At 68.2% G+C, this 24,993-nt stretch carries 19 protein-coding genes; 12 read left to right on the top strand and 7 right to left on the bottom strand.

Annotated features, from left to right (window positions below; all coding sequences use genetic code 11):
• Positions 1 to 62 precede the first annotated feature (62 nt).
• Complete coding sequence (locus DIE21_RS31810) at positions 63 to 1,796, top strand: ClcB-like voltage-gated chloride channel protein (protein WP_221622408.1); 1,734 nt, start codon at positions 63 to 65, stop codon at positions 1,794 to 1,796.
• A gap of 66 nt (positions 1,797 to 1,862) precedes the next feature.
• Here the strand turns inward: DIE21_RS31810 and DIE21_RS31805 are convergent, their stop codons facing one another.
• The gene (locus DIE21_RS31805) at positions 1,863 to 2,483 is read right to left on the bottom strand and encodes a TetR/AcrR family transcriptional regulator (RefSeq protein ID WP_124501394.1); all 621 of its coding nucleotides are present in this window, start codon (positions 2,481 to 2,483) and stop codon (positions 1,863 to 1,865) included.
• 191 nt (positions 2,484 to 2,674) lie between these two features.
• On the opposite strand from DIE21_RS31805, the gene DIE21_RS31800 reads away from it, so the two are divergent.
• The 4 genes from DIE21_RS31800 to DIE21_RS31785 all read left to right on the top strand — a co-directional run bounded on the left by DIE21_RS31800 (position 2,675) and on the right by DIE21_RS31785 (position 9,675).
• Entirely contained in the window at positions 2,675 to 3,784 is a 1,110-nt protein-coding gene (locus DIE21_RS31800; RefSeq protein WP_124501393.1) for an efflux RND transporter periplasmic adaptor subunit, read from the top strand.
• Positions 3,781 to 6,930: an efflux RND transporter permease subunit gene (locus DIE21_RS31795; protein ID WP_124501392.1), complete on the top strand. Its 3,150-nt coding sequence runs from the start codon at positions 3,781 to 3,783 to the stop codon at positions 6,928 to 6,930. The genes DIE21_RS31800 and DIE21_RS31795 overlap by 4 nt, the downstream gene beginning before the upstream one ends.
• Before the next feature lie 2 nt (positions 6,931 to 6,932).
• Entirely contained in the window at positions 6,933 to 8,522 is a 1,590-nt protein-coding gene (locus DIE21_RS31790) for an efflux transporter outer membrane subunit (RefSeq protein ID WP_124501391.1), read from the top strand.
• A 124-nt stretch (positions 8,523 to 8,646) separates the two neighbouring features.
• Positions 8,647 to 9,675 carry a MerR family transcriptional regulator gene (locus DIE21_RS31785; RefSeq protein WP_124501390.1) on the top strand — a complete coding sequence of 343 codons (1,029 nt, stop codon included), beginning with the start codon at positions 8,647 to 8,649 and terminating at the stop codon, positions 9,673 to 9,675.
• 188 nt (positions 9,676 to 9,863) lie between these two features.
• On the opposite strand, the gene DIE21_RS31780 is transcribed toward DIE21_RS31785, so the two are convergent.
• Entirely contained in the window at positions 9,864 to 11,252 is a 1,389-nt protein-coding gene (locus tag DIE21_RS31780) for a sigma-54-dependent Fis family transcriptional regulator (RefSeq protein ID WP_124501389.1), read from the bottom strand.
• 202 nt (positions 11,253 to 11,454) lie between these two features.
• Here DIE21_RS31780 and DIE21_RS31775 point away from each other — a divergent pair, with 202 nt between their 5' ends.
• The 3 genes from DIE21_RS31775 to DIE21_RS31765 are packed head-to-tail and all read left to right on the top strand — an operon-like array spanning position 11,455 to position 14,906.
• Positions 11,455 to 12,384 carry an MBL fold metallo-hydrolase gene (locus DIE21_RS31775; RefSeq protein WP_409364662.1) on the top strand — a complete coding sequence of 310 codons (930 nt, stop codon included), beginning with the start codon at positions 11,455 to 11,457 and terminating at the stop codon, positions 12,382 to 12,384.
• Positions 12,385 to 12,413: 29 nt separating this feature from the next.
• Positions 12,414 to 14,081 carry a bifunctional protein tyrosine phosphatase family protein/NAD(P)/FAD-dependent oxidoreductase gene (locus DIE21_RS31770; RefSeq protein ID WP_124501387.1) on the top strand — a complete coding sequence of 556 codons (1,668 nt, stop codon included), beginning with the start codon at positions 12,414 to 12,416 and terminating at the stop codon, positions 14,079 to 14,081.
• Between the two features lie 18 nt (positions 14,082 to 14,099).
• Positions 14,100 to 14,906, top strand: coding sequence for a sulfite exporter TauE/SafE family protein (locus tag DIE21_RS31765; RefSeq protein WP_124501386.1), 807 nt, complete (start codon positions 14,100 to 14,102; stop codon positions 14,904 to 14,906).
• A 97-nt stretch (positions 14,907 to 15,003) separates the two neighbouring features.
• Here DIE21_RS31765 and DIE21_RS31760 read toward each other — a convergent pair whose 3' ends face one another.
• From DIE21_RS31760 to DIE21_RS31745, 4 genes are all read right to left on the bottom strand, one after another.
• A complete protein-coding gene (locus tag DIE21_RS31760; protein WP_124501385.1) occupies positions 15,004 to 15,825 on the bottom strand; it encodes an ABC transporter permease subunit in 822 nt (273 codons plus the stop codon).
• The gene (locus DIE21_RS31755; RefSeq protein ID WP_124501384.1) at positions 15,822 to 16,751 is read right to left on the bottom strand and encodes an ABC transporter permease subunit; all 930 of its coding nucleotides are present in this window, start codon (positions 16,749 to 16,751) and stop codon (positions 15,822 to 15,824) included. Before DIE21_RS31755 ends, DIE21_RS31760 begins: the two co-directional genes overlap by 4 nt.
• Positions 16,748 to 17,908 carry an ABC transporter ATP-binding protein gene (locus tag DIE21_RS31750; RefSeq protein ID WP_124501383.1) on the bottom strand — a complete coding sequence of 387 codons (1,161 nt, stop codon included), beginning with the start codon at positions 17,906 to 17,908 and terminating at the stop codon, positions 16,748 to 16,750. The genes DIE21_RS31755 and DIE21_RS31750 overlap by 4 nt, the downstream gene beginning before the upstream one ends.
• Before the next feature lie 86 nt (positions 17,909 to 17,994).
• Entirely contained in the window at positions 17,995 to 19,089 is a 1,095-nt protein-coding gene (locus DIE21_RS31745; RefSeq protein WP_124501382.1) for a polyamine ABC transporter substrate-binding protein, read from the bottom strand.
• A gap of 361 nt (positions 19,090 to 19,450) precedes the next feature.
• Here DIE21_RS31745 and DIE21_RS31740 point away from each other — a divergent pair, with 361 nt between their 5' ends.
• From DIE21_RS31740 to DIE21_RS31725, 4 genes are all read left to right on the top strand, one after another.
• On the top strand, positions 19,451 to 19,654 hold the full coding sequence (locus tag DIE21_RS31740) for a DUF1289 domain-containing protein (RefSeq protein WP_124501381.1): 204 nt from the start codon (positions 19,451 to 19,453) through the stop codon (positions 19,652 to 19,654).
• Positions 19,655 to 20,108: 454 nt separating this feature from the next.
• Entirely contained in the window at positions 20,109 to 20,906 is a 798-nt protein-coding gene (locus tag DIE21_RS31735; RefSeq protein ID WP_260426619.1) for a DUF1120 domain-containing protein, read from the top strand.
• A 113-nt stretch (positions 20,907 to 21,019) separates the two neighbouring features.
• The gene (locus DIE21_RS31730) at positions 21,020 to 21,757 is read left to right on the top strand and encodes a fimbria/pilus chaperone family protein (protein ID WP_124501380.1); all 738 of its coding nucleotides are present in this window, start codon (positions 21,020 to 21,022) and stop codon (positions 21,755 to 21,757) included.
• A 28-nt stretch (positions 21,758 to 21,785) separates the two neighbouring features.
• Complete coding sequence (locus tag DIE21_RS31725) at positions 21,786 to 24,320, top strand: fimbria/pilus outer membrane usher protein (RefSeq protein ID WP_124501379.1); 2,535 nt, start codon at positions 21,786 to 21,788, stop codon at positions 24,318 to 24,320.
• On the opposite strand, the gene DIE21_RS31720 is transcribed toward DIE21_RS31725, so the two are convergent.
• The gene (locus DIE21_RS31720) at positions 24,317 to 24,958 is read right to left on the bottom strand and encodes an OmpW family protein (RefSeq protein ID WP_124501378.1); all 642 of its coding nucleotides are present in this window, start codon (positions 24,956 to 24,958) and stop codon (positions 24,317 to 24,319) included. The genes DIE21_RS31725 and DIE21_RS31720 overlap by 4 nt on opposite strands.
• Positions 24,959 to 24,993 lie beyond the last annotated feature (35 nt).

The following is a 24,993-nucleotide window of genomic DNA, read 5'->3' as shown; positions in this document are numbered from 1 at the left end:
CGCGGCGCAGTGCTATGCTTCGCGTCGTTTTCCTTCGTCCTCTTCATCACCCTCTTTCAGCCGTGCTCTCGTTCCTGCTGAAGCTGCGCACTCGCGCCCAGACGCTGTTCCGCCTGTCGGACGCCCATACGATGCTGATCTGGTCGGCCATCGTCGGCGTCGGCGGCGCCTTCGCCACCATCGCATTCCGCGAAGGCATCGACCTGATGCAGCACCTGATCTCCGGGCACAGCGGCAGCTTCGTGCAGATGGCGAGAAGCCTGCCGTGGTACGTGCGCTTCTGGATGCCGGCCGCGGGCGGCTTCCTGGCCGGCTGCGTGCTGCTGCTCGCGACGCGCGGCGACAGGAAATCCGGCAAGACCGACTACATGGAAGCCGTCGCGCTCGGCGATGGCGTCGTGCCGGTGCGCCAGAGCCTGTGGCGCAGCGTGTCGTCGCTGCTGACGATCGGCAGCGGCGGCTCGATCGGCCGCGAAGGCCCGATGGTGCAGCTCGCGGCGCTCGCCGCGTCGCTGGTCGGCCGCTTCGTGCACTTCGACCCGCCGCGCCTGCGCCTGCTCGTCGCATGCGGCGCGGCGGCCGGCATTACGTCCGCGTACAACGCGCCGATCGCCGGCGCGTTCTTCGTATCCGAAATCGTGCTCGGCGCGATCGCGATGGAGAGCTTCGGGCCGATGGTCGTCGCATCCGTCGTCGCCAACATCGTGATGCGGGAATTCGCCGGCTACCGGCCGCCGTACGAGATGCCGGTGTTCCCGGCCGTGACGGGCCCCGAGGTGCTGCTGTTCGTCGTGCTCGGTGCGCTGTGCGGCGTGCTCGCGCCGCAGTTCCTGCACCTGCTCGATGCGTCGAAGAACCAGTTCAAGCGGCTGCCCGTGCCGCTGCCGGTGCGGCTCGCGCTGGGCGGCCTCGTGGTCGGCGTGATCTCGGTGTGGATTCCGGACGTATGGGGCAACGGCTACAGCGTCGTGAACCACATCCTGCACTCGCCGTGGACCTGGCAGGCGCTCGTCGCGGTGCTGGTGTTCAAGGTGATCGCGACGGCCGCGACGGCCGGCTCGGGCGCGGTCGGCGGCGTGTTCACGCCGACGCTGTTCGTCGGCGCCGTGTTCGGCTCGCTGTTCGGGCTCGCGATGAACGCGCTGTGGCCCGGCCATACGTCCGCGTACTTCGCGTATGCGATGGTCGGGATGGGCGCGTTCATGGCCGGCGCCACGCAGGCGCCGCTGATGGCGATCCTGATGATCTTCGAGATGACACTGAGCTACCAGGTCGTGCTGCCGCTCCTGGTGTCGTGCGTGTTCGCGTATTTCGTCGCACGCGCGACCGGCACGACGTCGATGTACGAGATCACGCTGCGCCACCACCAGGACGCGCAGGAACGGCTGCGGCTGCGCACCACCCAGATGCGGGAGCTGATCCAGCCCGCGCAGACGGTCGTGCCGCTCACCGCGAGCGTGGCCGACATGACGCGCGTGTTTCTCGAATATCCGGTGAAGTATCTGTACGTGACCGACGACGCCGGGCGCTTCCGCGGCGCGGTCGCATTGAAGGACATCACGTCCGACCTGCTCGACAAGCGCGACACGACCGACAAGACCGCCGCGCACTACGCACATACGCCGTTTCCGCTGCTCACGCCCGACATGCCGCTCGCGACCGCACTCGAACGCTTCATGGCGTTCCAGGGCGAACGGCTGCCGGTGATCGAAAGCGAAACCGAGCCGACGCTCGCGGGCGTCGTCTACAAGACGTCGCTGCTCGACGCGTACCGTCGCATGACGGGTGAGCGCTGACGCACAGGGTGCGCGGCACCCGGTGCGGCTTGCACTGCCGCACTGCATTCCCTGCCGCCTGATCGTTCAGTCCGGCGCGCGCCCCAGCACGACCCGTGCGAAGAACCCCGCAAGCACCGATTCGGCCGCGTCGGCCGACACGTGCTGCGGATCGGCCGTGTAGTACGACTGCACGCCGTCGCACAGGCACATCAGCCCGAATGCGAGCGTCTCGGCCGGCAGCAGCAGCGGCGTGCCCGCGCGCTCGGCGAAGCGCTGGATGAACTCGGCCATCTGCAGCCGCTTGCCGTGCAGGAACTGATTGAAGCGCACGCGAAACTTCGCGTCGCGCGCCGCCTGCAGCTTCGCCTCGCCCCACAGCAGCGAATACTCGTCGTCGCGAAAGAGCGTCCGGTAGTACGCGAGCGCCGTCGACTCCATCTGCTCGCGCGGCCCGCCTTCCTCGAAGATCGCCTCGAAATCGGCCCGCACCGAATCATGGTCGCGCTCGAGCAGCTCGAGCAGCAGTTCCGACTTGCTGCGGAAATTCGAGTAGAACGCGCCGCGCGTGTAACCCGCCGCCGCCGCGACGTCCTCGACGCTCGCGGCGACATAGCCTTTCTTCAGAAAAATCCGGTGCGCGGCATTCAGCAGACGTTCACGCGTCTGGTCCCTGCTCTGCTCGCGAGTCAAGCGCTGTGGTTTCATGGCGCGCAGTCTAGCATCAACTCCCTTTCGGATTCATCTTTGCATTCAGATACAGGTGTGTATTAGAATCCGCCACAGTTTCCGAACGACCTCGTTCGTCTCTGTCCGTGCGCGCCGTGCTGGCGCCACTCGGGGCAAGCGCCCGCCGCGCTTGCCGGCTTCGTTCCGCTCTCACCTCATCTGGGGGTTTCGTGAATCGCTCCGGTTCCCGCGCCGTGCTGCTGATCGGCACCGCGCTCGTCCTCGCCGCCTGTCATCCGAAGGAAACCGCGCCGCCCGCGCCGCGCCCGGTCGTCGCGCTGCCCGCGCACGCCGACGGTGCCGCGGCCGCGGCCACGCTGCCCGGCGAGATCCAGCCGCGCTATGCGACGCCGCTGTCGTTCCGCATCGCGGGCAAGATCGTCGAGCGCAAGGTGCGGCTCGGCGATACCGTCAAGGCCGGCCAGGTCGTCGCACTGCTCGATCCGTCCGACGTCGAGAAGAACGCCGCAAGCGCGCAGGCGCAGCTCGATGCCGCGTCGCACAGCCTCGCGTTCGCGAAGCAGCAGCTCGACCGCGATCGCGCGCAGGCGCGCGAGAATCTGATCGCGGCCGCGCAGCTCGAGCAGACCCAGAACAGCTACACGTCGGCGCTCGCGCAGCGCGACCAGGCGCAGCAGCAGCTCGCGCTCGCGAAGAACCAGCTCCGCTATGCGATGCTCGTCGCCGATCACGCGGGCACCATCACCGCCGAACAGGCCGACACGGGCCAGAACGTATCGGCCGGCCAGGCCGTCTACCAGCTCGCGTGGTCCGGCGACGTCGACGTCGTCAGCGACGTGCCCGAAGCCACGCTCGCGTCGCTCACGCCCGGTCACGCGGCGAGCGTCACGCTGCCGTCGCTGCCGGGCCGCCAGTTCGCCGCGAAAGTCCGCGAAATCGCGCCGGCCGCTGATCCGCAAAGCCGCACGTATCGCGTGAAGCTCACGCTTGCCGAACCCGATCCGGCCGTGCGCCTCGGGATGACCGCGAACGTCGCGTTCGACAGCGCGCCGGTTGCCGGCAACGCGCCGAGCATCACGCTGCCCGCGACCGCGCTGTTCCACGAAGGCCCGCATCCGGCCGTATGGGTCGTGCGCACGAAGGACGACACGCTCGAACTGCGTCGCGTCGACGTCGCACGCTTCAACGAACGCACCGTCACCGTGTCGCACGGGCTGCAGCCGGGCGAGCGCGTCGTGCTGCAGGGCGTGCATACGGTCAGCGCGGGCGAGAAGGTGCGGCCGATCGCGCCGCTGCATCCGGAGGACTTCGCGTCATGAGCGGCCCCCGCGAAGAAGGCCGCTTCAACCTGTCGGCGTGGGCGCTGCGCCACCAGGCACTGGTCGTCTACCTGATCGTGCTCGCGACGCTCGCGGGCATCCTCGCGTACACGCGGCTCGCGCAATCCGAAGACCCGCCGTTCACGTTCCGCGTGATGGTGATCCGCACGTTCTGGCCCGGCGCGAGCGCGCGGCAGGTCCAGGAACAGGTGACCGACCGGATCGGCCGCAAGCTGCAGGAAACGCCGGCCATCGACTTCCTGCGCAGCTATTCGCGGCCCGGCGAATCGCTGATCTTCTTCACGATGAAGGACTCGGCGCCGGTGAAGGACGTGCCCGAGACCTGGTACCAGATCCGCAAGAAGGTCGGCGACATCGGCCATACGCTGCCGCCCGGCGTGCAGGGCCCGTTCTTCAATGACGAATTCGGCGACGTCTACACGAACATCTGGACGCTCGAAGGCGACGGCTTCACGCCCGCGCAGCTCCACGACTATGCGGACCAGCTGCGCACCGTGCTGCTGCGCGTGCCGGGCGTCGGCAAGGTCGACTACTTCGGCGATCCCGACCAGCGGATCTTCATCGAGGTGAACAACGCGCAGCTCACGCGCCTCGGCATCTCGCCGCAGCAGCTCGGGCAGGCGATCAACGCGCAGAACGACATCTCGTCGGCCGGCGTGCTGACGAGTGCCGACGATCGCGTGTTCGTGCGGCCGAGCGGCCAGTTCGACAACGTCGCCGCGATCGCCGACACGCTGATCCGCATCAACGGCCGCACGTTCCGGCTCGGCGATCTCGCGACCGTGAAGCGCGGCTACGACGATCCGCCCGTCACGCAAATGCGCACGGCCGGCAAGGCCGTGCTCGGCATCGGCGTCACGATGCAGCCTGGCGGCGACGTGATCCGGCTCGGCAAGGCGCTCGACGCCGAATCGAAGAACCTGCAGGCGCAGCTGCCGGCCGGCCTGAAGCTGACGCTGGTGTCGAGCATGCCGCATGCGGTGTCGCATTCGGTCGACGACTTCCTGGAAGCGGTTGCCGAAGCGGTTGCGATCGTGCTGGTCGTGAGCCTCGTGTCGCTCGGCCTGCGCACCGGGATGGTCGTCGTGATCTCGATTCCGGTCGTGCTCGCGGTCACCGCCCTCTTCATGTACCTGTTCGACATCGGGCTGCACAAGGTGTCGCTCGGCACGCTGGTGCTCGCGCTCGGGCTGCTCGTCGACGACGCGATCATCGCGGTCGAGATGATGGCCGTGAAGCTCGAGCAGGGCTACAGCCGCGCGCGCGCCGCCGCGTTCGCGTACACGAGCACCGCGTTCCCGATGCTGACGGGCACGCTCGTCACGGTGTCGGGCTTCCTGCCGATCGCGCTCGCGAAATCGAGCACCGGTGAGTACACGCGCTCGATCTTCGAGGTGTCGGCCATCGCGCTGATCGCGTCGTGGTTCGCGGCCGTCGTGCTGATTCCGCTGCTCGGCTATCACCTGCTGCCCGAACGCAAGAAGCACGCGCACGAAGCCCACCTGCCGGACGATCACGAGCACGACATCTACGACACGCGCTTCTACACGCGGCTGCGCGGCTGGATCGACTGGTGCATCGAGCGGCGCTTCGTCGTGCTGCTGATTACCGGGGTGCTGTTCGTCGTCGCGCTGGCAGGCTTCTCGCTCGTGCCGCAGCAGTTCTTCCCCAGTTCCGACCGCCCCGAGCTGCTGGTCGACCTGCGGCTGCCCGAAGGCGCGTCGTTCGCGGCGACGCTGCGCGAGACCGAACGCCTCGAGAAGGTGCTCGACAAGCGGCCCGAGATCGATCATTCGGTGAACTTCGTCGGCAGCGGCGCGCCGCGCTTCTACCTGCCGCTCGACCAGCAGCTGCAGTTGCCGAACTTCGCGCAGTTCGTCGTCACCGCGAAATCGGTCGAGGATCGCGAGAAGCTCGCGACCTGGCTCGAAACCACGCTGCGCGACCGGTTCCCGGCCGTGCGCTGGCGCCTGTCGCGGCTCGAGAACGGGCCGCCCGTCGGCTACCCCGTGCAGTTCCGCGTGAGCGGCGACGACATCGCGACGGTGCGCTCGATCGCCGAGAAGGTCGCGGCGACGATGCGCGGCGACGCGCGCACGGTGAACGTGCAGTTCGACTGGGACGAGCCGGCCGAGCGCTCGGTGCGCTTCGAGCTCGACCAGAAGAAGGCGCGCGAACTGAACGTCACGTCGCAGGACGTGTCGAGCTTCCTCGCGATGACGCTGTCCGGCACGACCGTCACGCAGTATCGCGAACGCGACAAGCTGATCGCGGTCGACCTGCGCGCGCCGCGTCCCGATCGCATCGATCCCGCGAAGCTCGCGGGCCTCGCGATGCCGACGCCGAACGGCCCCGTGCCGCTCGGCTCGCTCGGCCGCTTCACGCCGACACTCGAATACGGCGTGGTGTGGGAGCGCGATCGCCAGCCGACCCTCACCGTGCAGTCTGACGTGCGCGCCGGCGCACAGGGCATCGACGTCACGCATGCGATCGACGGCAAGCTGAACGCGTTGCGCGTGCAACTGCCGGTCGGCTACCAGATCAACATCGGCGGGTCGGTCGAGGAAAGCGCGAAGGCGCAGACGTCGATCAACGCGCAGATGCCGCTGATGGCGATCGCCGTGTTCACGCTGCTGATGATCCAGCTGCAGAGCTTCTCGCGCGTGCTGATGGTCGTGCTGACCGCGCCGCTCGGGCTGATCGGCGTGGTCGGCACGCTGCTGCTGTTCGGCCAGCCGTTCGGCTTCGTCGCGATGCTCGGCGTGATCGCGATGTTCGGGATCATCATGCGCAACTCGGTGATTCTCGTCGACCAGATCGAGCAGGACATCGCGGCCGGCCATGGACGCTTCGACGCGATCGTCGGCGCGACCGTGCGGCGCTTCCGCCCGATCACGCTGACGGCCGCGGCCGCCGTGCTCGCGCTGATCCCGTTGTTGCGCTCGAACTTCTTCGGGCCGATGGCAACCGCGCTGATGGGCGGGATCACGAGCGCGACCGTGCTGACGCTGTTCTACCTGCCCGCGCTGTACGCCGCGTGGTTCCGCGTGAAGCGCGACGAACGCGACCCGCTCGACGGCCCGCCGCACGATGGCGGCACGCCTGCCGCGCCGTCGGGAGCCTGACCATGGACTTGTCGATGAACCTGAAAACCCAAGCCGTGCGCGCGCTCGCGGTCGCGAGCCTCGCCGGCCCGCTCGCCGGCTGCGCGTGGTTCGCGCCGAGCGGCGAGCCGCCCGCGATGCCGTCGCCCGCGCATTACGGCGCCGCGCCGCAGGTGCAGCAGACCGTCGCCGCGCAAGGCGTCGCGCAGCAGTTCGAAGTCGGCGCGCAGCCCGTGCCCGACTGGTGGACGCAGTACCGCTCCGATGCGCTGAACGCGCTCGTCGACGAAGGGCTGCGCAACAACCCGACGCTCGGCGCGGCGTCGCATTCGCTGGATGCCGCGCGCGAACAGCTGCGCGGGCAGATCGGCAGCTCGATGCTGCCGTCGATCGACGCGGGCGGCCAGGCCACGCGCCAGCGTGCGCTCGGCGTGCCGATCCCCGCGCTCGGCGCGCCGACGCTGCTGTACGACACGTTCGTCGGGCAACTGCAGGCGAGCTACACGATCGACCTGTTCGGCGCGGCGCGCTTCGCGAACCGCGCGCTCGCGAAACGCGTAGACGTCAGCGCGTTCCAGCTCGAATCGGCGCGACGCGCGCTCGCCGCGAACATCGTCACAGCGTCGATCACCGTGTCGGTACTCAACGCGCAGATCGAAACCACCGAGCGGCTCGTCGCGCTCGCGAACGACCAGGCGCACGACGCCGAGCGCCGTTACGCGCTCGGCTCGGCGTCGCGCAGCGATGCGCTGAACGCACGACAAAGCGCCGACACGTTCGCGGCCAGCCTGCCCGCGCTGCGCCAGCAACGCGACTCGGCACGCCACGCGCTCGCGGTGCTGGTCGGCCGCACGCCCGACCGGCCGCCGGCCGATCTCACGCTCGCCGACCTGCACCTGCCCGAGCAGGTGCCCGTCGTCGTGCCGTCGGACCTGTTGCAAAGCCGCCCCGACATCCAGGCGGCCGACGCGGGGTTGAAGGCGGCCGCGGCCGAAGTCGGCGTCGCGACCGCGCAGATGTTCCCGCAGCTGTCGCTGTCGGCGGCGATGGGCAAAGGCGGCTTCAGCTGGCCGACGATGCTGTCGGGCGCCGGCGCGATCTGGAGCGTCGGCGCATCGCTGAGCCAGCCGCTGTTCCATGGCGGCGCGCTGCTCGCGCAGCGCCGCGCGGCGAAGGCGACCTACGAAGCCGCGGTCGACCAGTACAAGCAGGCCGTGCTCGCCGCGTTCCAGAACGTCGCCGATTCGCTGGCCGCGCTCGAGCACGACGCAGAGGCGCTCGATGCGTCGTCCCGCGCCGCGCTGTCCGCACGCGGCGCATACGACGACGCGGCCGCCCGCGTGCGGCTCGGCGCGTTGCCGCCGTCGGCCGCGCGCGCCAGCGAGCTGCAGTACCGCAACGCACGGCTCGACGAAATCCGCGCGACCGGCGCGCGCTTCGCGGATACGGCGCGGCTCTACCAGGCGATGGGCACGCCGCAGGCCGACCCGACCGGGAAGGCCGGGAAGGCGGCGAAAGCCGACACGGCCGGCGACACCGGCAATGCGGCGCAAAACGCTCCCGGCACCCAGGCGCGCACGGCCACGCCCGACGCGTCGCCGCCACCGCAATAACGCGTTCCTTCCTGCCGGCGCACGGCGCGCGGGACCGTCCCGCGCGCCGCTTCGCGATCTTCCGCTTGACCCTCACGTAGCGTAACGTTCGAGACTCCAGTGTGCGCACCGAACGGAGGACACCATGCGGCTGAAAGTGGGAGAACTGGCGAAACGCAGCGGGCTGACCGTCCGCACGCTTCATCACTATCACGCGATCGGCCTCTTGACGCCTTCGGCGCGTGCCGACAACGGCTACCGGCTGTACGACCGCGACGACGTCGCCCGGCTCCATCAGATCCAGGCGCTGCGTCGCTTCGGGCTGTCGCTCGCCGAAATCGGCGCCTACCTGCACCAGCCCGGTACCCCGCTCGTCGAGCTCGTCGCGCAACAGATCGCGTCGCTCGACCGTCAGCTCGCGCAGACCGCGCAGCTGCGCGAGCGGCTCGTGCACCTGCACGCGCAACTCGCCGCGGGCGCCGAGCCGGAACTGGCCGATTGGCTCACCACACTGGAGTTGATGACCGTGTACGACAAATATTTCTCCGAGGAAGAACTCGCGCGCATGCCGATGTACCGCAAGAGCCAGACGGGCGACGCGGAATGGATCGCGCTCGTCGGCGAGGTCCGTGCGCTGCGCGATGCGGGCGTGCCCGCCGAGGACGAGCGCGCCCGTATGCTCGCCGCTCGCTGGATGGCGCTGCTCGTGCGCGACACGAACAACGATCCGCGACTGCTGGCGAAGCTCAACCTGATGCACGAACACGAGCCGGCGATGCAGTCGAAGATCGGCATTTCGACCGCACTGCGCGACTATGTGCTGCGCGCGTCGTCGGAAACGAAGATGCGGATCTTCGAAAAGTACCTCGCGCCGGACGAGATCCGCTTCATGCGGGCGCACTACGGCGAACGCGCGATGGAATGGCCGCAACTGATGGGCGACGTGCGCGACGCGATCGAGGCGGGCGCGAAGCCCGATTCGCCGCAAGGCCGCGCGCTCGCGCAGCGCTGGCTCGAGCTGTTCTGCAGCTATGCGGGCCACGACCCGGCCACGCATGCGAAATTCCGCGAGGCGATGATGACCGAGCCGGTGCTGACGAAGGATTCGTGGGTCGACGACACGCTGATCGGCTTCGTGCGGGAGGCGATGGCGCAGCTTGCGCCGGCGCGCTGAGCGCGTGACCGTGCGGGCGGCAGGCCGGGTTTCCCGCGTGCCGCCCGCTTCGCCATTTGCGGCCCCGCCGCCTCGGCACCGCGCGGTTGCGATGTGTCAGTCCGGCTCGCCGACACCGTCATCGCTGAACGCGAGCAGGTCGCCAGGCTGGCAGCCGTGTCGATGCCAGCCAGCCATGACGCGCCCGCTCACCGGTCGCGCACCCCGAGCCCGAGCGCCTTCATCCGCCGGTACAGCGTGCGCTCGCTCATCCCGACGTGCTCGGCCAGCGCCTTGCGCGTGCCGTCGAACGTGCCGGCAATCCGCACGAGCTGCGCGTCCGACACGCCGCGCGCGTCCGCCGCGCGCGCCTGCGGCGCGGCCGATGCCGCGACCAGTTCGGCCGGCAGATGCTCGACGCGAATCGTCCCGTCGTCCGCGAACAGGCACGCGCGTTCGAGCACGTTGCGCAGCTCGCGGATGTTGCCCGGCCATGCATACGCATCGAGACACGCACGCGCCCGCTCGGTCAGCACGAACGGCCGCGCGCTCGCGTCGCCCGCGCCGGCACGCGCATTCGCGATCCGCCGCAGGATCGACTCGGCCAGCAGCGCGACGTCGCCGCGCCGCTCGCGCAGCGCGGGCAGCGGAATCGGGAACGCGTTGATCCGGTAGTACAGATCCTGGCGGAACCGGCCGTCGTCGATCATCTCGCGCAGCGGCTTGTGGGTCGCCGCGACGAGCCGGAAATCCGCGCGCAGCGCCTCGACGCCGCCGACGCGCCGGAACGTCCCCGACTCGATCAGCCGCAGCAGCTTCACCTGCATCGGCAACGGCACGTCGCCGATTTCGTCGAGAAACAGCGTGCCGCCCTGCGCGGTCTCGACGAGCCCCGGCTTGCGCTGGCTCGCGCCGGTGAACGCGCCCTTCTCATAGCCGAACAGCTCGCTCTCGAACAGCGTTTCGGCGATGCCCGAACAATCGACGACCACGAACGGCCCCATCGCACGCTCGCTCGCCTCGTGCAGCGCCCGCGCGAACAGCTCCTTGCCGGTGCCCGATTCGCCGAGCAACAGCACGGGCAGCATCGACGGCGCGACGCGCTGCAGCGCGCCGAGTGCCGCATTGAACGCGTCGGCGCCGCCGACGAGCCCTTCCGCGCTCGGTTGAGCGGACGCGCTGCGCACCGTCGTCAGCCGTTCGACGTACGCGATCACGTCGCCACGCGCATCGAAGATCGGCCGCAACTCCACATCGACGTGCTCGGGACCGCGCGGCGTATGGTGAATGTGCAGCACGCGGTTCAGGCTGCGCGACTCGAGCGCCTGCTTCATCGGGCAATGCTCGCCGGCCTGGTCGCACGGCACGTCGTAGTGATGCGAGACCTGAAAGCAGTGCCGGCCGACATGCTCGACGCCCGCCACGCCGAACTGGCGCCGGTACGCATCGTTCGCCGCGAGGATGCGGTACGCGGGATCGAGGACGATCATCGGCTGCGGATCCTGTTCCAGATAGGCGACGAGCGCGCGCACATCGGGCATCACGTCGGGCGACGGCGACGGCGCCGGAACGATCGGAATGGTGTCGTGCGAATTCATGGGGGCTCGAGAACGGATGGCCGGACGAACTGCCAGGCCGACTGCCAATTCTGCCACGACACTGCCAGATCTGGCAGCCCCTGCCGGCAGCCATTCGCCGGCCATCCCCGCGACGCACCGCGAGCCTGCCGAAAATCCGAGCCGAATCAAGTACCTGCCCGATCGGCCGACCGCGCGGCACGGACTGGCACGCTTCTTGAAGATGGGATTCCCGATTGCAGATGCAGAACCCGATCGAGGACATCCCGTGAGCCATGCCCCCCTGCTGTCGGTCGAAGGCTTTTTCGACCCGGCGACCCACACCGTCAGCTATCTGCTGCTCGACACCGCGAGCCGCGCGTGCGCGCTGATCGACAGCGTGCTCGACTACGACCCGAAATCCGGCCGCACGCACACCGCCAGCGCCGACCGGCTGATCGCGCGCGTCGCCGAACTCGGCGCGACCGTGCACTGGCTGCTGGAAACGCACGTGCACGCCGACCACCTGTCGGCCGCGCCGTACCTGAAGGCGCACGTCGGCGGCCGGATCGCGATCGGCTCGCACGTGCGCCGCGTGCAGCACGTGTTCGGCACGCTGTTCAACGCCGGCCCCGGCTTCGCGCAGGACGGCAGCCAGTTCGACCGCCTGCTCGACGACGGCGACACGCTCGCGCTCGGCGGGCTGACGATCCGCGCGCTGCACACGCCGGGCCATACGCCCGCGTGCCTGACCTACTGCGTCGACGACGCGGCGCAGCGCGCGGCGTTCGTCGGCGACACGCTGTTCATGCCCGACTACGGCACCGCCCGCTGCGACTTCCCCGGCGGCGACGCACGCACGCTGTACCGCTCGATCGCGCGCGTGCTGGCGCTGCCGCCCGACACGCGCCTGTACCTGTGCCACGACTACCAGCCGGGCGGCCGCGACGTGCAGTTCGTGACGACCGTCGCCGAGCAGCGCCGCGCGAACCTGCACGTGAAGGACGGCGTGACCGAGGACGATTTCGTCGCGATGCGCACCGCACGCGACGCGACGCTCGACATGCCCGTGCTGATGCTGCCGTCCGTGCAGGTGAACATGCGCGCCGGCCACCTGCCCGAGCCCGAAAACAATGGCGTGCGCTACCTGAAGATCCCGCTCGACGCGATCTGAGCCGCCGCCCCGACCGGAGAACCCCCGACATGACCATCCGCACGCTGACCGACCTGCTGTCGGTCTCGCCCCAGATCGCCGCGACCGACCTGCCCGCGCTGCACGCGGCGGGCATCCGCTCGATCATCTGCAACCGCCCGGACGGCGAAGGCGCCGACCAGCCGACCGTCGCCGAGATCCGCGCGGCGGCCGCACCGCTCGGTATCGCCGTCCACTACCTGCCCGTCGATACCGGCAAGGTCACTGACGACCAGGCCGCGCAGTTCGGCGCGCTCGTCACGACGCTGGCCGGCCCGGCACTCGCGTACTGCCGCAGCGGCACGCGTTCGGCGACGCTGTGGGCGCTGTCGCAGGCAGGCAGGCGCCCGGCCGGCGACATCGTCGCGATCGCCGCCACGGCCGGCTACGACCTCGGCGCGCTCGCGCCACGTCTTGCGCAGGGCGGTCATCAAGCCGCGCCGGGCGTCGACGCGCAGCACGACATCGTGATCGTCGGCGCGGGCGCAGCCGGCGTCGCGGTCGCGTCGAGCCTGCTTGCACGCGACGCATCGCTCGATATCGCGGTGATCGACCCGGCCGATACGCACTACTACCAGCCGGGCTGGACGATGGTCGGCGCGGGCGTGTTCCGGCCCGACACGACCGCGCGCCGGATGGCCGACCTGCTGCCGCGCGGCGTGAAATGGATCCAGGCAGCCGTCGCCGGCTTCGAGCCCGACGCGCACGCGGTCGTGCTCGACGGCTGCCGGCGCATCGGCTACCGCAGGCTGGTCGTGTGCCCGGGGCTCAAGCTCGACTGGCACGCGATCGACGGCCTCGCGGAAACGCTCGGCCGCAACGGCGTCACGTCGAACTATCGCTACGATCTCGCGCCGTACACGTGGGAGCTGGTGCAGGCGTTGCGCGGCGGCCATGCGCTGTTCACGCAGCCGCCGATGCCGATCAAGTGCGCGGGCGCGCCGCAAAAGGCGATGTACCTGTCGTGCGATCACTGGCGGCGCACGGGCCGCCTGGGCGCCGCGAACGTCGAGTTCCTGAATGCGGGCGGCGCGCTGTTCGGTGTCGCCGACTACGTGCCCGCGCTGATGGAGTACGTGAAACGCTACGACATCGCGCTGTCGTTCGGCCACAACCTCATCGCGATCGACGGACCGGCACGGCGCGCGACGTTCCGGCGCACGCTGCCCGACGGCGGCACGCAAACCGTCGAGCGCGCGTTCGACATGATCCACGTCGTGCCGCCGCAGCAGGCGCCCGATTTCGTGCGCGCGAGCGCGCTCGCCGACGCGGCCGGCTGGATCGACGTCGATCCGGCGACGCTGCGCCACAAGCAGTTCGCGGATATCTTCGCGCTCGGCGACGTCACCAACACGACCAACGCGAAAACCGCCGCGGCCGCGCGCAAGCAGGCACCCGTGGTCGCGCACAACCTGCTCGCGTCGCTGGGTCGCGCGCGTGGCGGTGCCGCGTACGACGGCTACGGATCGTGCCCGCTCACCGTCGAGCGCGGCAAGATCGTGCTCGCCGAATTCCTGTACGGCGGCAAGGTCGCGCCGACCTTCCCCGCGTGGCTGATCGACGGCAAGCGTCCGTCGCGGCTCGCGTGGCTGCTCAAGGAGCGCGTGCTGCCGCCGCTCTACTGGAAGGCGATGCTCAAGGGCCGCGAATGGCTCGCGAAGCCCGCGATCGCACGTTGACCGGAACCCGATGACACCATGCTGATTTCCCTCGTACTCGGCGGCTTCGTCGGCGCGGTGCTCGGCCTCACCGGCGCGGGCGGCGGCATTCTCGCGGTGCCGGCGCTCGTCGTCGGGATGGGCTGGCCGATGCCGCAGGCCACGCCCGTCGCACTCGTCGCGGTCGCGGGCAGCGCCGCGCTCGGCGCGCTCGAAGGGTTTCGCCGCGGGCTGGTGCGCTATCGCGCGGCGCTGCTGATGGCCGTGGCCGGCGTGCCGCTCACGACGCTCGGCGTGCGGCTCGCGCACGTGCTGCCGCAACGCGTGCTGCTGGCGCTGTTCGCGCTGACGATGCTGGTCGTCGCGGCGCGCCTGCTGCGGCAGGCGCTGCGCCACGCGCCCGGCGACACGGACGAGTCGCCGCTGTGCGTCGGCCGCGTGAATCCCGATACGGGCCGGCTCGTGTGGTCCTGGCCGGTCGGGCTCGCGCTCGCGTCGACCGGCGCGGTGACGGGGCTGATGACCGGCTTGCTCGGTGTCGGCGGCGGCTTCGTGATCGTGCCGATGCTGCGCAAGTTCACGAACGTGTCGATGCACGGCGTGGTCGCGACCTCGCTGATGGTGATCGCGCTGGTCGGCACCGGCGGCGTGTTCGCGACGCTCGTGTCGGGCACGCACGCCCCGCTCGACATGATGCTGTGGTTCACGGTCGCGACCGCGATCGGGATGGCCGCCGGCCGCCACGCGTCCCGGCACCTGTCCGCGCGGCACGTGCAGGCCGGCTTCGCGGCCGTGCTCGTCTGCGTGGCGTTCGGGCTGCTGGCGAAGACGGCGTTCGGCGCATGAGCCGCACGCGGCGCAATCCGCCAAACGAAACGCCCGGTCCGACTCGTCGTCGGTACCGGGCGTTTTTCGTTGCGTCGGCAACCTGTGCGTGAGGACCTCAGGCGGCGAACGCGGCCATCCGCTTGCGCTCCTGGCGCAGCATCACGAAGTTCGCGATCACGACGCCGGCCGTCACCGCGACGATGAACAGCGTCGCGAGCGCATTCATCTCCGGATTCAGGCCGAGGCGCACGCGCGAGAACACGACGAGCGGCAGCGTCGTCGAGCCGGGACCCGACAGGAACGCCGACAGCACGAGGTCGTCGATCGACAGCGTGAACGACAGCAGCCAGCCCGCGATCAGCGCCTGCGAGATCAGCGGCAGCGTGATCGTGAAGAACACCTTCAGCGGCGTCGCACCCAGATCGAGCGCGGCTTCCTCGAGCGACGGGTTCAGCTCGCGCACGCGCGACTGCACGATGATCGCGACGTACGAGATGCACAGCATCACGTGGCCGAGCCAGATCGTGAAGATGCCCCGCTCGGCCGGCCAGCCGATCCACTTCGCGAGTTCGATGAACAGCAGCAGCAGCGAGATCCCCTGGATCACCTCGGGAATCACGAGCGGCGCGTTGATCATCCCGCTGAACAGCGCAAAGCCGCGAAAGCGGCCCATCCGCGCGAGCACGAAGCCGGCCCACGTGCCGATGAACACCGACGCGAACGCGGTCAGCAAGCCGATCTTCAGCGACAGCCACGCGGCCGTCAGCAGCTCGTCGTCCTCCACGAGCGCCGAGTACCAGCGGAACGAAAAGCCCGACCATACGGTGACGAGCTTCGACTCGTTGAACGAATAGACGATCAGGCTGATGATCGGGATGTACAGGAACGCGAAGCCGGCAAACAGCGCCGCGAACTGCAGGTAACGATTCGGCTTCATCGGCGGCGGCCCTCCTGGTCCTTCGCCTGGAAGTGCTGGAACATCGCCATCGGCACGAGCAGCAGCAGCACCATCGCGCAGGTCACGGCCGACGCCATCGGCCAGTCTGCGTTGTTGAAGAACTCATTCCACATCACGCGACCGATCATCAGCGTGTTCGCGCCGCCGAGCAGTTCCGGAATCACGTACTCGCCGACCGCCGGAATGAACACGAGCAGGCAGCCCGCGATGATGCCGTTCCTCGACAGCGGCAGCGTGATCTGCACGAACGCCCGCCACGGCTTCGCGCCGAGGTCGTACGCGGCTTCGAGCAGGCGCAGGTCCATCTTCACGAGGTGCGCGTACAGCGGCATCACGAGGAACGGCAGGTACGAATACACCATCCCGATGTACACCGCGTAGTTCGTGCGGTACAGCTCGATCGGCGTGTGGGTCAGGCCGATCCACATCAGGAAGTTGTTCAGGAGCCCGTTGTTCTTCAGGATCCCGATCCAGGCGTACACGCGGATCAGGAACGACGTCCAGAACGGCAGCATCACGCCCATCATCAGCAGGTTGCGGGTCGCCGGGTTCGAACGCGCGATGTAGTACGCCATCGGATAGCCGATCAGCAAACACAGCAGCGTCGTGATCGCGGCGACCACCACCGAATTCACGTAGGTCGCGAAATACAGGCTGTCGGTGAGCAGGAACGCGTAGTGCGACAGGTTCAGCGCGATGTGCACCACGCCGTCCGTGTACGACGCGAGCTCCGTGTACGGCGGGATGCCGAGCTGCAGCTCCGCGAAGCTGATCTTCACGACCAGCACGAACGGCACGAGGAAGAACAGCACGAGCCACGTGTACGGCCCCGCGACGACCGCCGCGCCGCCGGTCAGGTTGAAGCGCCGCACCGGCCAGGCGAGCAGGGACTTGAGCGCGTTCATGACGTCAGCACCACGCCTGCGGTCGCGCTCCAGCGCACGTAGATCTCGTCGCCCAGCGCCGGCGTGTCGAGCTCGGTGATCGCGAGGCTCGACACGTTCGCGATCACCGTCTTGCCCGCGTCGAGCTTCACGTGATACAGCGAATAGCCGCCCATGTACGCGATGTTGGTGATCCTGCCGCGCGCCCAGTTGAACGCGCCTTCGGGCGGCTTGCGCGTGAGCGCGATCCGCTCGGGGCGCACCGACACCGTGACCGGCATCCCGAGCGGGCCCGTGATCCCGTGGCTCACGTACAGCCGGCTCGGCAGCTCCGGCGATTCGATGTACACGTGGTCGGGTTCGTCCTCGATCGTGACGCCGTCGAACAGGTTCGTCGAGCCGATGAACTCCGCCGAGAAGCGGCTGTTCGGATATTCGTAGACTTCGTTCGGCGAGCCGATCTGCACGATCTGCCCTTCGCTCATCACGGCGAGCCGGTTCGCCATCGTCATCGCCTCTTCCTGGTCGTGCGTGACCATGATGCAGGTGACGCCGACCTTCTTCAGGATGTTGACGAGCTCGATCTGCGTGCGCTGGCGGATCTGCTTGTCGAGCGCCGACATCGGCTCGTCGAGCAGCAGCACCTTCGGGCGCTTGACGAGCGAACGCGCGAGCGCGACGCGCTGCTGCTGGCCGCCCGACAGCTGGTGCGGCTTGCGCTTCGCATACTTGCTCATCTGCACGAGCTCGAGTGCCGCGGCGACCCGCTCCTTCAGCTCGGCCTTCGGCGTGCCTTCCTGCTTCAGGCCGTATGCGACGTTGGATTCGACCGACATGTGCGGGAACAGCGCATACGACTGGAACATCATGTTCACGGGCCGCTTGTACGGCGGCATCTGCGCGAGGTCCTCGCCGTCGATCAGGATCTTGCCCGACGTGACCGTCTCGAGGCCCGCGAGCATCCGCAAGAGCGTCGACTTGCCGGAACCCGAGCTGCCGAGCAGCGCGAACAGCTCGCCCTGGCGCACCGTCAGGTTCACGTTGCGCACCACTTCGGTCTCGCCGAATTTCTTGACGGCGTCGACGATCTGGACAAAATTCTCGGCACGCGAATCGGCACCGGACGAAGGAACGAAGGACGGCGCGCCCGCGACCGGCGCGCCCGACTGGCTATTCATGATGTGCTGCTTCTCTCCTGCGTTTGACGAACAAAGCCCCCGGGGACACCAGGGGCTTCATGACTGCTGGCTTACTCCGGCTCGCGTCAGCGGCCCGATTTCAGCTCGGTCCACAGACGCGTCTGCAGACGCTGGATTTCAGGCGGCAGCGGCTTGAGCAGGAACAGCGTCTTCACGACGTCGGCCGGCGGGTAGACGGCCGGGTCGTTCGCCACGTCCGGCCGCACGTACTTGCGGGCCTCGGCGTTCGCGCTCGGGTAGTACACGGCGTTCGTGATCGCCGCGTGCACCTTCGGATCCTCGATGTAGTTGATCCACTGCAGCGCGGCGTCCTTGTTCTTCGCGTCCTTCGGGATCGCCATCACGTCGAACCAGACCGGCGCGCCGCCCTTCGGAATGTAGTACTCGACCTTGTACGGCTTCTTCGCCTCGATCGCGCGATGCTTCGCGATCACGACGTCGCCCGACCAGCCGAACGCGAAGCAGATGTCGCCGCCGACCAGGTCGTTGATGTAGCCCGACGAGTTGAACTGCGTGATGTACGGGCGGATCTTCTTCAGCACGTCCATCGCGGCCTTGTAGTCGGCCGGGTTCGTGCTCATCGGATCCTTGCCGATATAGTGCAGCGCCGCCGCGAACATCTGGTCCGGCGCGTCGAGCACCGACACGCCGCAGGTCTTCAGCTTCGCGAGGTTTTCCGGCTTGAACAGGATGTCCCAGTTGTCAAGCGGGACCTTGCCGAGCGCCTGCTGCGCCTTCGTCAGGTTGTATGCGAGACCGGTCGTGCCGTATGCCCAGGGCACCGTGTACTTGTTGCCCGGGTCGGCGCCTGCGACGAGCGCCATCAGCTGCGGATCGAGGTGCTTGAGGTTCGGCAGCTTCGACTTGTCGAGCGGCGTGAAGATGCCGGCCGCGATCTGCTTGCCCGCGTAGTTGCTGGTCGGCACGACGATGTCGTAGCCCGAGCTGCCCGTCAGCAGCTTCGCCTGCAGCGTGTCGTCGCTGTCGTAGTTGTCGTAGCGGACCTTGACGCCCGCCTGCTTCTCGAAGTTCGGGATCGTGTCCTTCGCAATGTAGTCCGACCAGTTATAGACATTGAGCTGCGTATCCTTCGCCGCCGCCGCCGATGCACCCACGCACAGCGCAAGCGCTGCGAACCGGCCCGCTACCTTTGCTTTCATCCCGTTCTCCCTCCGGCCGGACCGCTTGTCCGGCTGCCGTCTGCCTCGTCATGGCGGCGCATTCTGGCACGCCGCCCCTCGAAAACCCCGAACGCTACCACCATTCGCGCTCCGTCACAAAAAAATCATGCCCGTGTCGCGCAAACGGAACAGATTCCCGCCACGAGCCGCCCGGGCGGCCCGCACGACGGGGCGTTCCGGGGGAATTCTATCGGGTAATCGGCGTCTGTCCATCAGGAAAAGAAGGCGGTGACGAAACCGTCCGGACGGGCGGCCGTCGCGCCGCCGGCATCGCTGCCCGGCCGCGTCATCCCGATGCATTAAAATGACGCCCTGACGATTCAAAGCGCGAACCTTCCCGATGGCCTCCAATCTCCACGACCTGCCCGACAGCCCCTGCATCGGCGTGTGCTCGACCCTCTTCGACGAAGTCTGCAAGGGCTGCGGCCGAACGGCCACCGAAGTGTCGAACTGGGTATTCCTGAGCGACGACGAAAAGCGCACCGTGTGGGAGCGCATCACGCGCGAAGGCACCGCGATGCGTTTCCAGTACGACAAGCTGTAAGCCGTCCCGCGTCGGCGCGTGCCGACGCGATGCGCCCGCCCGGGCGCTCCCGGCCCGATCACGGGCCACCCGCCGGCCGACTCCGACCGCCCGCCCCCGTCCCGCCCCCGCACACGCCCCGTCGCGATCAACGCGACGCACGCCGCTTCCGTTCCGACTTCCCGCTGCCGGCAAACGCCATGGTCGCAATGACGCCGCGCGTCCTCGGTCAGGATCGTCCATCGCCAACCCGCATGCCAGGATCGCGCCACCCGATCTTCGACATTGTCCGCTCAGATCAAAGCCATACCGCTCAATCGTTACCGAAGCTGAAAAATATTGCATCTGACATTCGTAACGATCAAAACACCAGCTTCCATCGATAAATCGAATTATTTTCACGATTAACCAACGTTAATTTCGTAAAAATAGCCAAAAAAATCTGTACAAGTACGATTTCAATTCACAAATCCAATTGATAAATTCCACCCGTTCTCCGGAAATTCCGGCGAGCGATCCAACTTCCATTAATCAAAACCCGGATCACCGAATTAATTTCGTAATTCCGGCCAGTTATCAGGAACCCATTCAGATGAAATTCGTTAAGATGACGAAACAAGCCTCGAGCCTCGTGGTTGCAGGCCTGCTCGCGCTGGGAAGCGCATCTGCGTACGCCGACTCGTTCGACGTCAAGGTCACCGGGAAGATCAAACCCGGCGCCTGCACGCCGACGCTCGCCGGCGGCGGCACGTTCGATTACGGACTGATCGGCGTGGCCGAACTCAACCCGACCTCGCCCACGCTGCTCGCGGTCATGTCGGATTCGATCACGATCACCTGTGACGCCGCCGCCCGCGTCGCGCTGACCGCACAGGATAATCGTGCCGGCACCGGCGCATTTACCGGCAACATCAACTTCTTCGGCTCGTCCAATTCGGTCGCCACGCAATTCGGCCTCGGCTCGGCGGGCGGCAAGAATATCGGCGCCTTTGCATTCCGTTTCAGAACGAATACGTTCCAGGCGGATGGTGCAGCAGTCGATTCGATTTATTCAAGCACCAACGGCGCCAGCTGGGTGACGTCCAACGGAATCGTCAACAACACCGGCGGCTACGAGTCGTGGGCGAAGAAAGGCCAGACCGTCCCGGTCGCGGCGAAGGTCTTCACCGGCACGCTCGACGTGCAGGCCGCGATCGACAAGACGTCGAACCTCGACCTGAGCCAGGAAATCAATCTCGACGGCCTCGCCACCGTGTCGCTCGTGTACCTGTAATTCCGGTACGCGTCTTTCCTCCGATCGTGTCGATCGCCTGACTGGCGTCGACCGCGCCGCCGCTTCGCCGAAGCGGCGGCGCGCTGCACGATGCCCCCTAGCCTGCCACCGCCATGAAATTCCCTGCACGCCACACCCTGCGGGTGTCATTGCTCATCCCGCTCCTCGGTTGCCTGATCGATTCGAACGCCGTACACGCCATGGGCGTCGTGCCCGAAACGTCCGTGGTGATCGTCGACGAAGCCGACGGCGAAGGAACGATCTCGGTCAAGAATACCGACAGCCATCCAACGCTCCTGCACACGACGATCGAGCCCATTCCCGAGGACAGGGCCGAGCTCGTCATCGTGACACCCCCGATCGCGCGCGTCGAAGGCGGTGCGGTGCAGCTCGTCCGGTTCGTTCTCGCTGTGAACCAGCCGCTCGCCACGCAGCGCCTCGCCCGTGCGTCGTTCTCCGGCATTCCGCCGAAACGCCCGGGCAGAAACGAGATCCAGACGATCATTCGCCAGAACCTGCCGGTGCTGATCCAGCCGCAGGACCTCGCGCGCAACGACAGACCGTGGGAACTGCTGAAGTGGTCGATCGAGGACGGCAAGCTGATCGTGCGCAACGACAGCCGCTACGTGGTGCGTCTCGAACAGAAAGTGCAGTTGCTGCCGTCGCAGCAGATCGTGTCGCTGCCGGCACCCTACGTGCTGGCCGGCCAGACCCGCCGGATCGCATTGGCCCGCGAGGCCGCGACGCCCGAGCGCGTGCGCCTCTTCCCCGCCACCGTCTATGGCTACTCGGTCGACCACTACGACGCATCGCTCGCCCCCGCCGCGACCGAAGCGGTCACGCACCGGTAAGCACCGCGCCTTCGAATCCGGATCTGCAATGTCAGGTGCCATCCAGGGCCGGGGCGGCCTGCTCGCGCTCGGGCTGTCCCTCGTCGCGGGCTGCATGCCGTGCGCCGCCGCAGCCAACCCGGGCGGCACCGCGCCCGACGCGCTCGAGTTCGATGCCGGCATGCTGCGCGAGCACGGGATCGACGCCGCGGCGAGCCGCTATTTCGCGCACGCGCCGCGCTTCATGCCCGGCACGGCCTCCGTTCGGCTGACGGTCAACGGCAAGCGCGCCGGCCGCGCCGATGTGCGATTCGACGACAACGGCAACCTGTGCGCGACACCCGGCCTGCTGCGTGTGGCCGGCCTCGTCGTGCCCGACGCGCTCCGGGAGACAACCGCGCGCGACACCAGCGCCGACATGCCCCCATGCTACGACTACCGGCACGCCTATCCGCAAGCGATTGTCACGCTGCGCCCGGCCGACGGCGCCGTCGACCTCGTCGTGCCGGCCGATGCACTCGATACGGGCCGGCGCACGCCCGACACGTTCGAGCGCGGCGGTTTCGCCGGGCTCGTCAACTACGACTTGCTCGCGATGACAACGCGCAATCCGGCCGGCACGTCGCAATACTGGCAAGCCACGACCGAAGCCGGCTTCAACGCGGCGGACTGGATCGTGCGCAGCAGCCAGATCGCCACGGCCGTGGACGGCCATGTCGGCGTCGACCATCAGGCTGCCTATGCACAGCGCACGTTCGCGTCGCGCGGCACGATATTGCAGGCCGGGCAGATCGTCCCGCGCTCGACGCTGTTCTCGATCGGCCGGATGTTCGGGGTGCAAACGTTTCCCGACGAGGCGCTGGCGGCCGCGCCCGGCACGGCCGCACGGGTCACCGGAATCGCGCGCACGCAAGCGCGTGTCGAGGTGCGCCAGCTCGGCGTACTGATCCACTCGTCGCAGTTGCCGCCCGGCCCGTTCGCGCTGGGCGACCTGCCGCTCGTCAGCGGCACGGCGGACCTCGACGTCACCATCGTCGAGGCAACCGGCGACATCCAGCATTTCATCGTGCCGGGCTCGTCGCTGCCCGGCGCCGGGCTCGCCGCCGGGCAAGGACTGGCGCTCGCGGTCGGCCGCCTGCAGAACGACGGATACGCGCAAGCCCCATGGCTCGCGACCGCCACGCACGGCTGGCAACTCTGGCAACGCGCCCGGCTCAATGCCGGCATCCTGGTATCGTCGCCGTTGCAGTCGGGTGCCGCGAGCGTCACGTTCACCCCGCTTGCCGGTATCGACGCGGCCGTCGGCCTCGACGTCAGCCGTACCGCCGGTCGACGCGGCACCCAGGCCCGTGTCGCGCTGGCGAGCAGCCGCGGCACGGCACTGAGCGCCAATGTGTCGTTCGTCCGGCGCACGCCCGGATATCGGGAGCTGACCGATGCGGTCCAGGAGACGGACACATTCACGCCGCCCTCGCATACCCAGTTCGCCGCTGCGCTGGGCTGGCACGCTCGCGCGCTCGGCATGCTGTCGCTCGACTACACGCGGGTCGGATTATTCGACGGCCCCGCCATGCAGCGCGTCGCCGGCACGTGGACTCGCCTGCTCCGGCGGGGATCGGTTGCGCTGAACGTGAACCGTACGCTCGGCACCCGCGGCAGCGGCGGTACGCAGGTCTATGTCACCATCACCGTGCCGATCGGCACGCGCAGCGTCAGCGCGTATGCGAACGTCACCGGCGATTCGGTGCGCTCGGGCGCCCGCTATTCCGACACGTTCGGCCGCACCGGCAGCTATGGTGTCGCGGCCGACTACGACACCGCGATCCGGTCGCCGTCGATCCGCGCGACGGTCAGCGCCACGCCGAACCATGCGCGCGCGACCCTGAACGCCGGCCTCTACGGCGCCGGCCGCTCGACGATCGGCGTCAATCTGCGCGGCGCGGTCGCGCTGCTCGATGGCGTCGGCATGCTGTCGCCGTACGAGATTCGCGACACGTTCGCGCTCGCCAGCGTCGGCGAGCGCGCCGGCATCGAACTCGCGACGCCGTCGGGCCCGGTCTGGACCGACCGGCACGGCCGAGCCGTCATCGCATCGCTGCCCCCGTACGCGCAAGCGTTCATTCGGATCAATACGAAAAGCCTGCCGCGCGATGTCGACCTGAAGAACGGCATGCAGACCGTCGAAGCCGGCCGCGGTTCGGTCAGCCGCGTCGAATTCGCCGTCGAGCAAACGCGGCGCGTGCTGCTGACCGTGACGCAGGCGAACGGCGCACCGCTGCCCGTGCTGTCGACCGTCATCGACGACGGCGACCGGTTCGTGACCGTCACCGGAAGCGAAGGCAGGCTGCTGCTCACGGGCACCCAGCTGACGACGCCGCTGCGGGTCGCGTTGCCGAACGGCACGTACTGCCGCCTGGCGATCGCGCTGCCGGACACGCCGCCTGCCACGACGCGCTATTACGAGCGGGCCGAGGCGCGCTGCGAGTCGTTGCCCGCGTCCGTCGCGGATGCCGCACAAAAAAAGAGCGGCATGCCGACTGCCATGCCGCCAACCCCAACTCTGTTCTTTCCCGCGCGCGCCTAGAACTTCATCCCGACGCCCACGCCCACGATCAGCGGATCGATGTGCAGCGTGCCGATGCCCTTGTCGCCGAGCGTCGCATCGGTGCTCATCCAGATCTTCTTGACGTCGACGTTCATGAACACCTTCTTCGTCAACTGCACGTCGACGCCGAACTGCAGCGCCGGACCGAAGCTGCTCTTGTTGATCGACACGCCCTCGCCGCCGACGTTGAGCCCGTTGTTGTAGAAGTACGTGTAGTTCAGGCCCGCGCCGACGTACGGACGCACCTTGCCGGCATGGTTGAAGTGGTATTGCAGCAGCAGTGTCGGCGGCAGCACGCCCACGCCGCCGAGATTGCCGAGGCTCGACGTCATCTGGTGCCGCGACGTGGCGAGGATCAGCTCCACGCCCAGGTAGTCGCGGATCATGTAGGTGAAGTCGAGCTCCGGCACGATCGCGTTGTTCACGCCGGTGTTGATCGCGCCGAGCGTGTCGCTCGCGCGCTCGTTCGGCTGGATGCTGATCGCGCGCAGCCGGACCAGTACGTCACCCTGGTTGATGCCGTCGCCCGGCGATGCCGCGTGCGACAGCGAAGGCATCGCGGCGAAACTTGCCGCAACGGCGGCAGCGGTGACACAAGTTCGAATCGTTTTATGCATGGTACGGACCCCCAAAGAATGGTTTCCATTCTCCC

Origin of the sequence: Burkholderia sp. Bp9140, from assembly GCF_003853425.1 — a bacterium.
GTDB lineage: Bacteria > Pseudomonadota > Gammaproteobacteria > Burkholderiales > Burkholderiaceae > Burkholderia.
The sequence above is the reverse complement of the archived record's forward strand: the minus strand, read 5'-3'. Positions and strand labels throughout refer to the sequence as shown.

Excerpts from the sequence above, each read along its gene's own strand:
- DIE21_RS31805 (WP_124501394.1), bottom strand. The coding sequence starts at position 2,483 with ATGAAACCACAGCGCTTGACTCGCGAGCAGAGCAGGGACCAGACGCGT.
- DIE21_RS31795 (WP_124501392.1), top strand. The coding sequence starts at position 3,781 with ATGAGCGGCCCCCGCGAAGAAGGCCGCTTCAACCTGTCGGCGTGGGCG.
- DIE21_RS31790 (WP_124501391.1), top strand. The coding sequence starts at position 6,933 with ATGGACTTGTCGATGAACCTGAAAACCCAAGCCGTGCGCGCGCTCGCG.
- DIE21_RS31785 (WP_124501390.1), top strand. The coding sequence starts at position 8,647 with ATGCGGCTGAAAGTGGGAGAACTGGCGAAACGCAGCGGGCTGACCGTC.
- DIE21_RS31780 (WP_124501389.1), bottom strand. The coding sequence starts at position 11,252 with ATGAATTCGCACGACACCATTCCGATCGTTCCGGCGCCGTCGCCGTCG.
- DIE21_RS31775 (WP_409364662.1), top strand. The coding sequence starts at position 11,455 with ATGGGATTCCCGATTGCAGATGCAGAACCCGATCGAGGACATCCCGTG.
- DIE21_RS31770 (WP_124501387.1), top strand. The coding sequence starts at position 12,414 with ATGACCATCCGCACGCTGACCGACCTGCTGTCGGTCTCGCCCCAGATC.
- DIE21_RS31765 (WP_124501386.1), top strand. The coding sequence starts at position 14,100 with ATGCTGATTTCCCTCGTACTCGGCGGCTTCGTCGGCGCGGTGCTCGGC.
- DIE21_RS31760 (WP_124501385.1), bottom strand. The coding sequence starts at position 15,825 with ATGAAGCCGAATCGTTACCTGCAGTTCGCGGCGCTGTTTGCCGGCTTC.
- DIE21_RS31755 (WP_124501384.1), bottom strand. The coding sequence starts at position 16,751 with ATGAACGCGCTCAAGTCCCTGCTCGCCTGGCCGGTGCGGCGCTTCAAC.
- DIE21_RS31750 (WP_124501383.1), bottom strand. The coding sequence starts at position 17,908 with ATGAATAGCCAGTCGGGCGCGCCGGTCGCGGGCGCGCCGTCCTTCGTT.
- DIE21_RS31745 (WP_124501382.1), bottom strand. The coding sequence starts at position 19,089 with ATGAAAGCAAAGGTAGCGGGCCGGTTCGCAGCGCTTGCGCTGTGCGTG.
- DIE21_RS31740 (WP_124501381.1), top strand. The coding sequence starts at position 19,451 with ATGGCCTCCAATCTCCACGACCTGCCCGACAGCCCCTGCATCGGCGTG.
- DIE21_RS31730 (WP_124501380.1), top strand. The coding sequence starts at position 21,020 with ATGAAATTCCCTGCACGCCACACCCTGCGGGTGTCATTGCTCATCCCG.
- DIE21_RS31725 (WP_124501379.1), top strand. The coding sequence starts at position 21,786 with ATGTCAGGTGCCATCCAGGGCCGGGGCGGCCTGCTCGCGCTCGGGCTG.
- DIE21_RS31720 (WP_124501378.1), bottom strand. The coding sequence starts at position 24,958 with ATGCATAAAACGATTCGAACTTGTGTCACCGCTGCCGCCGTTGCGGCA.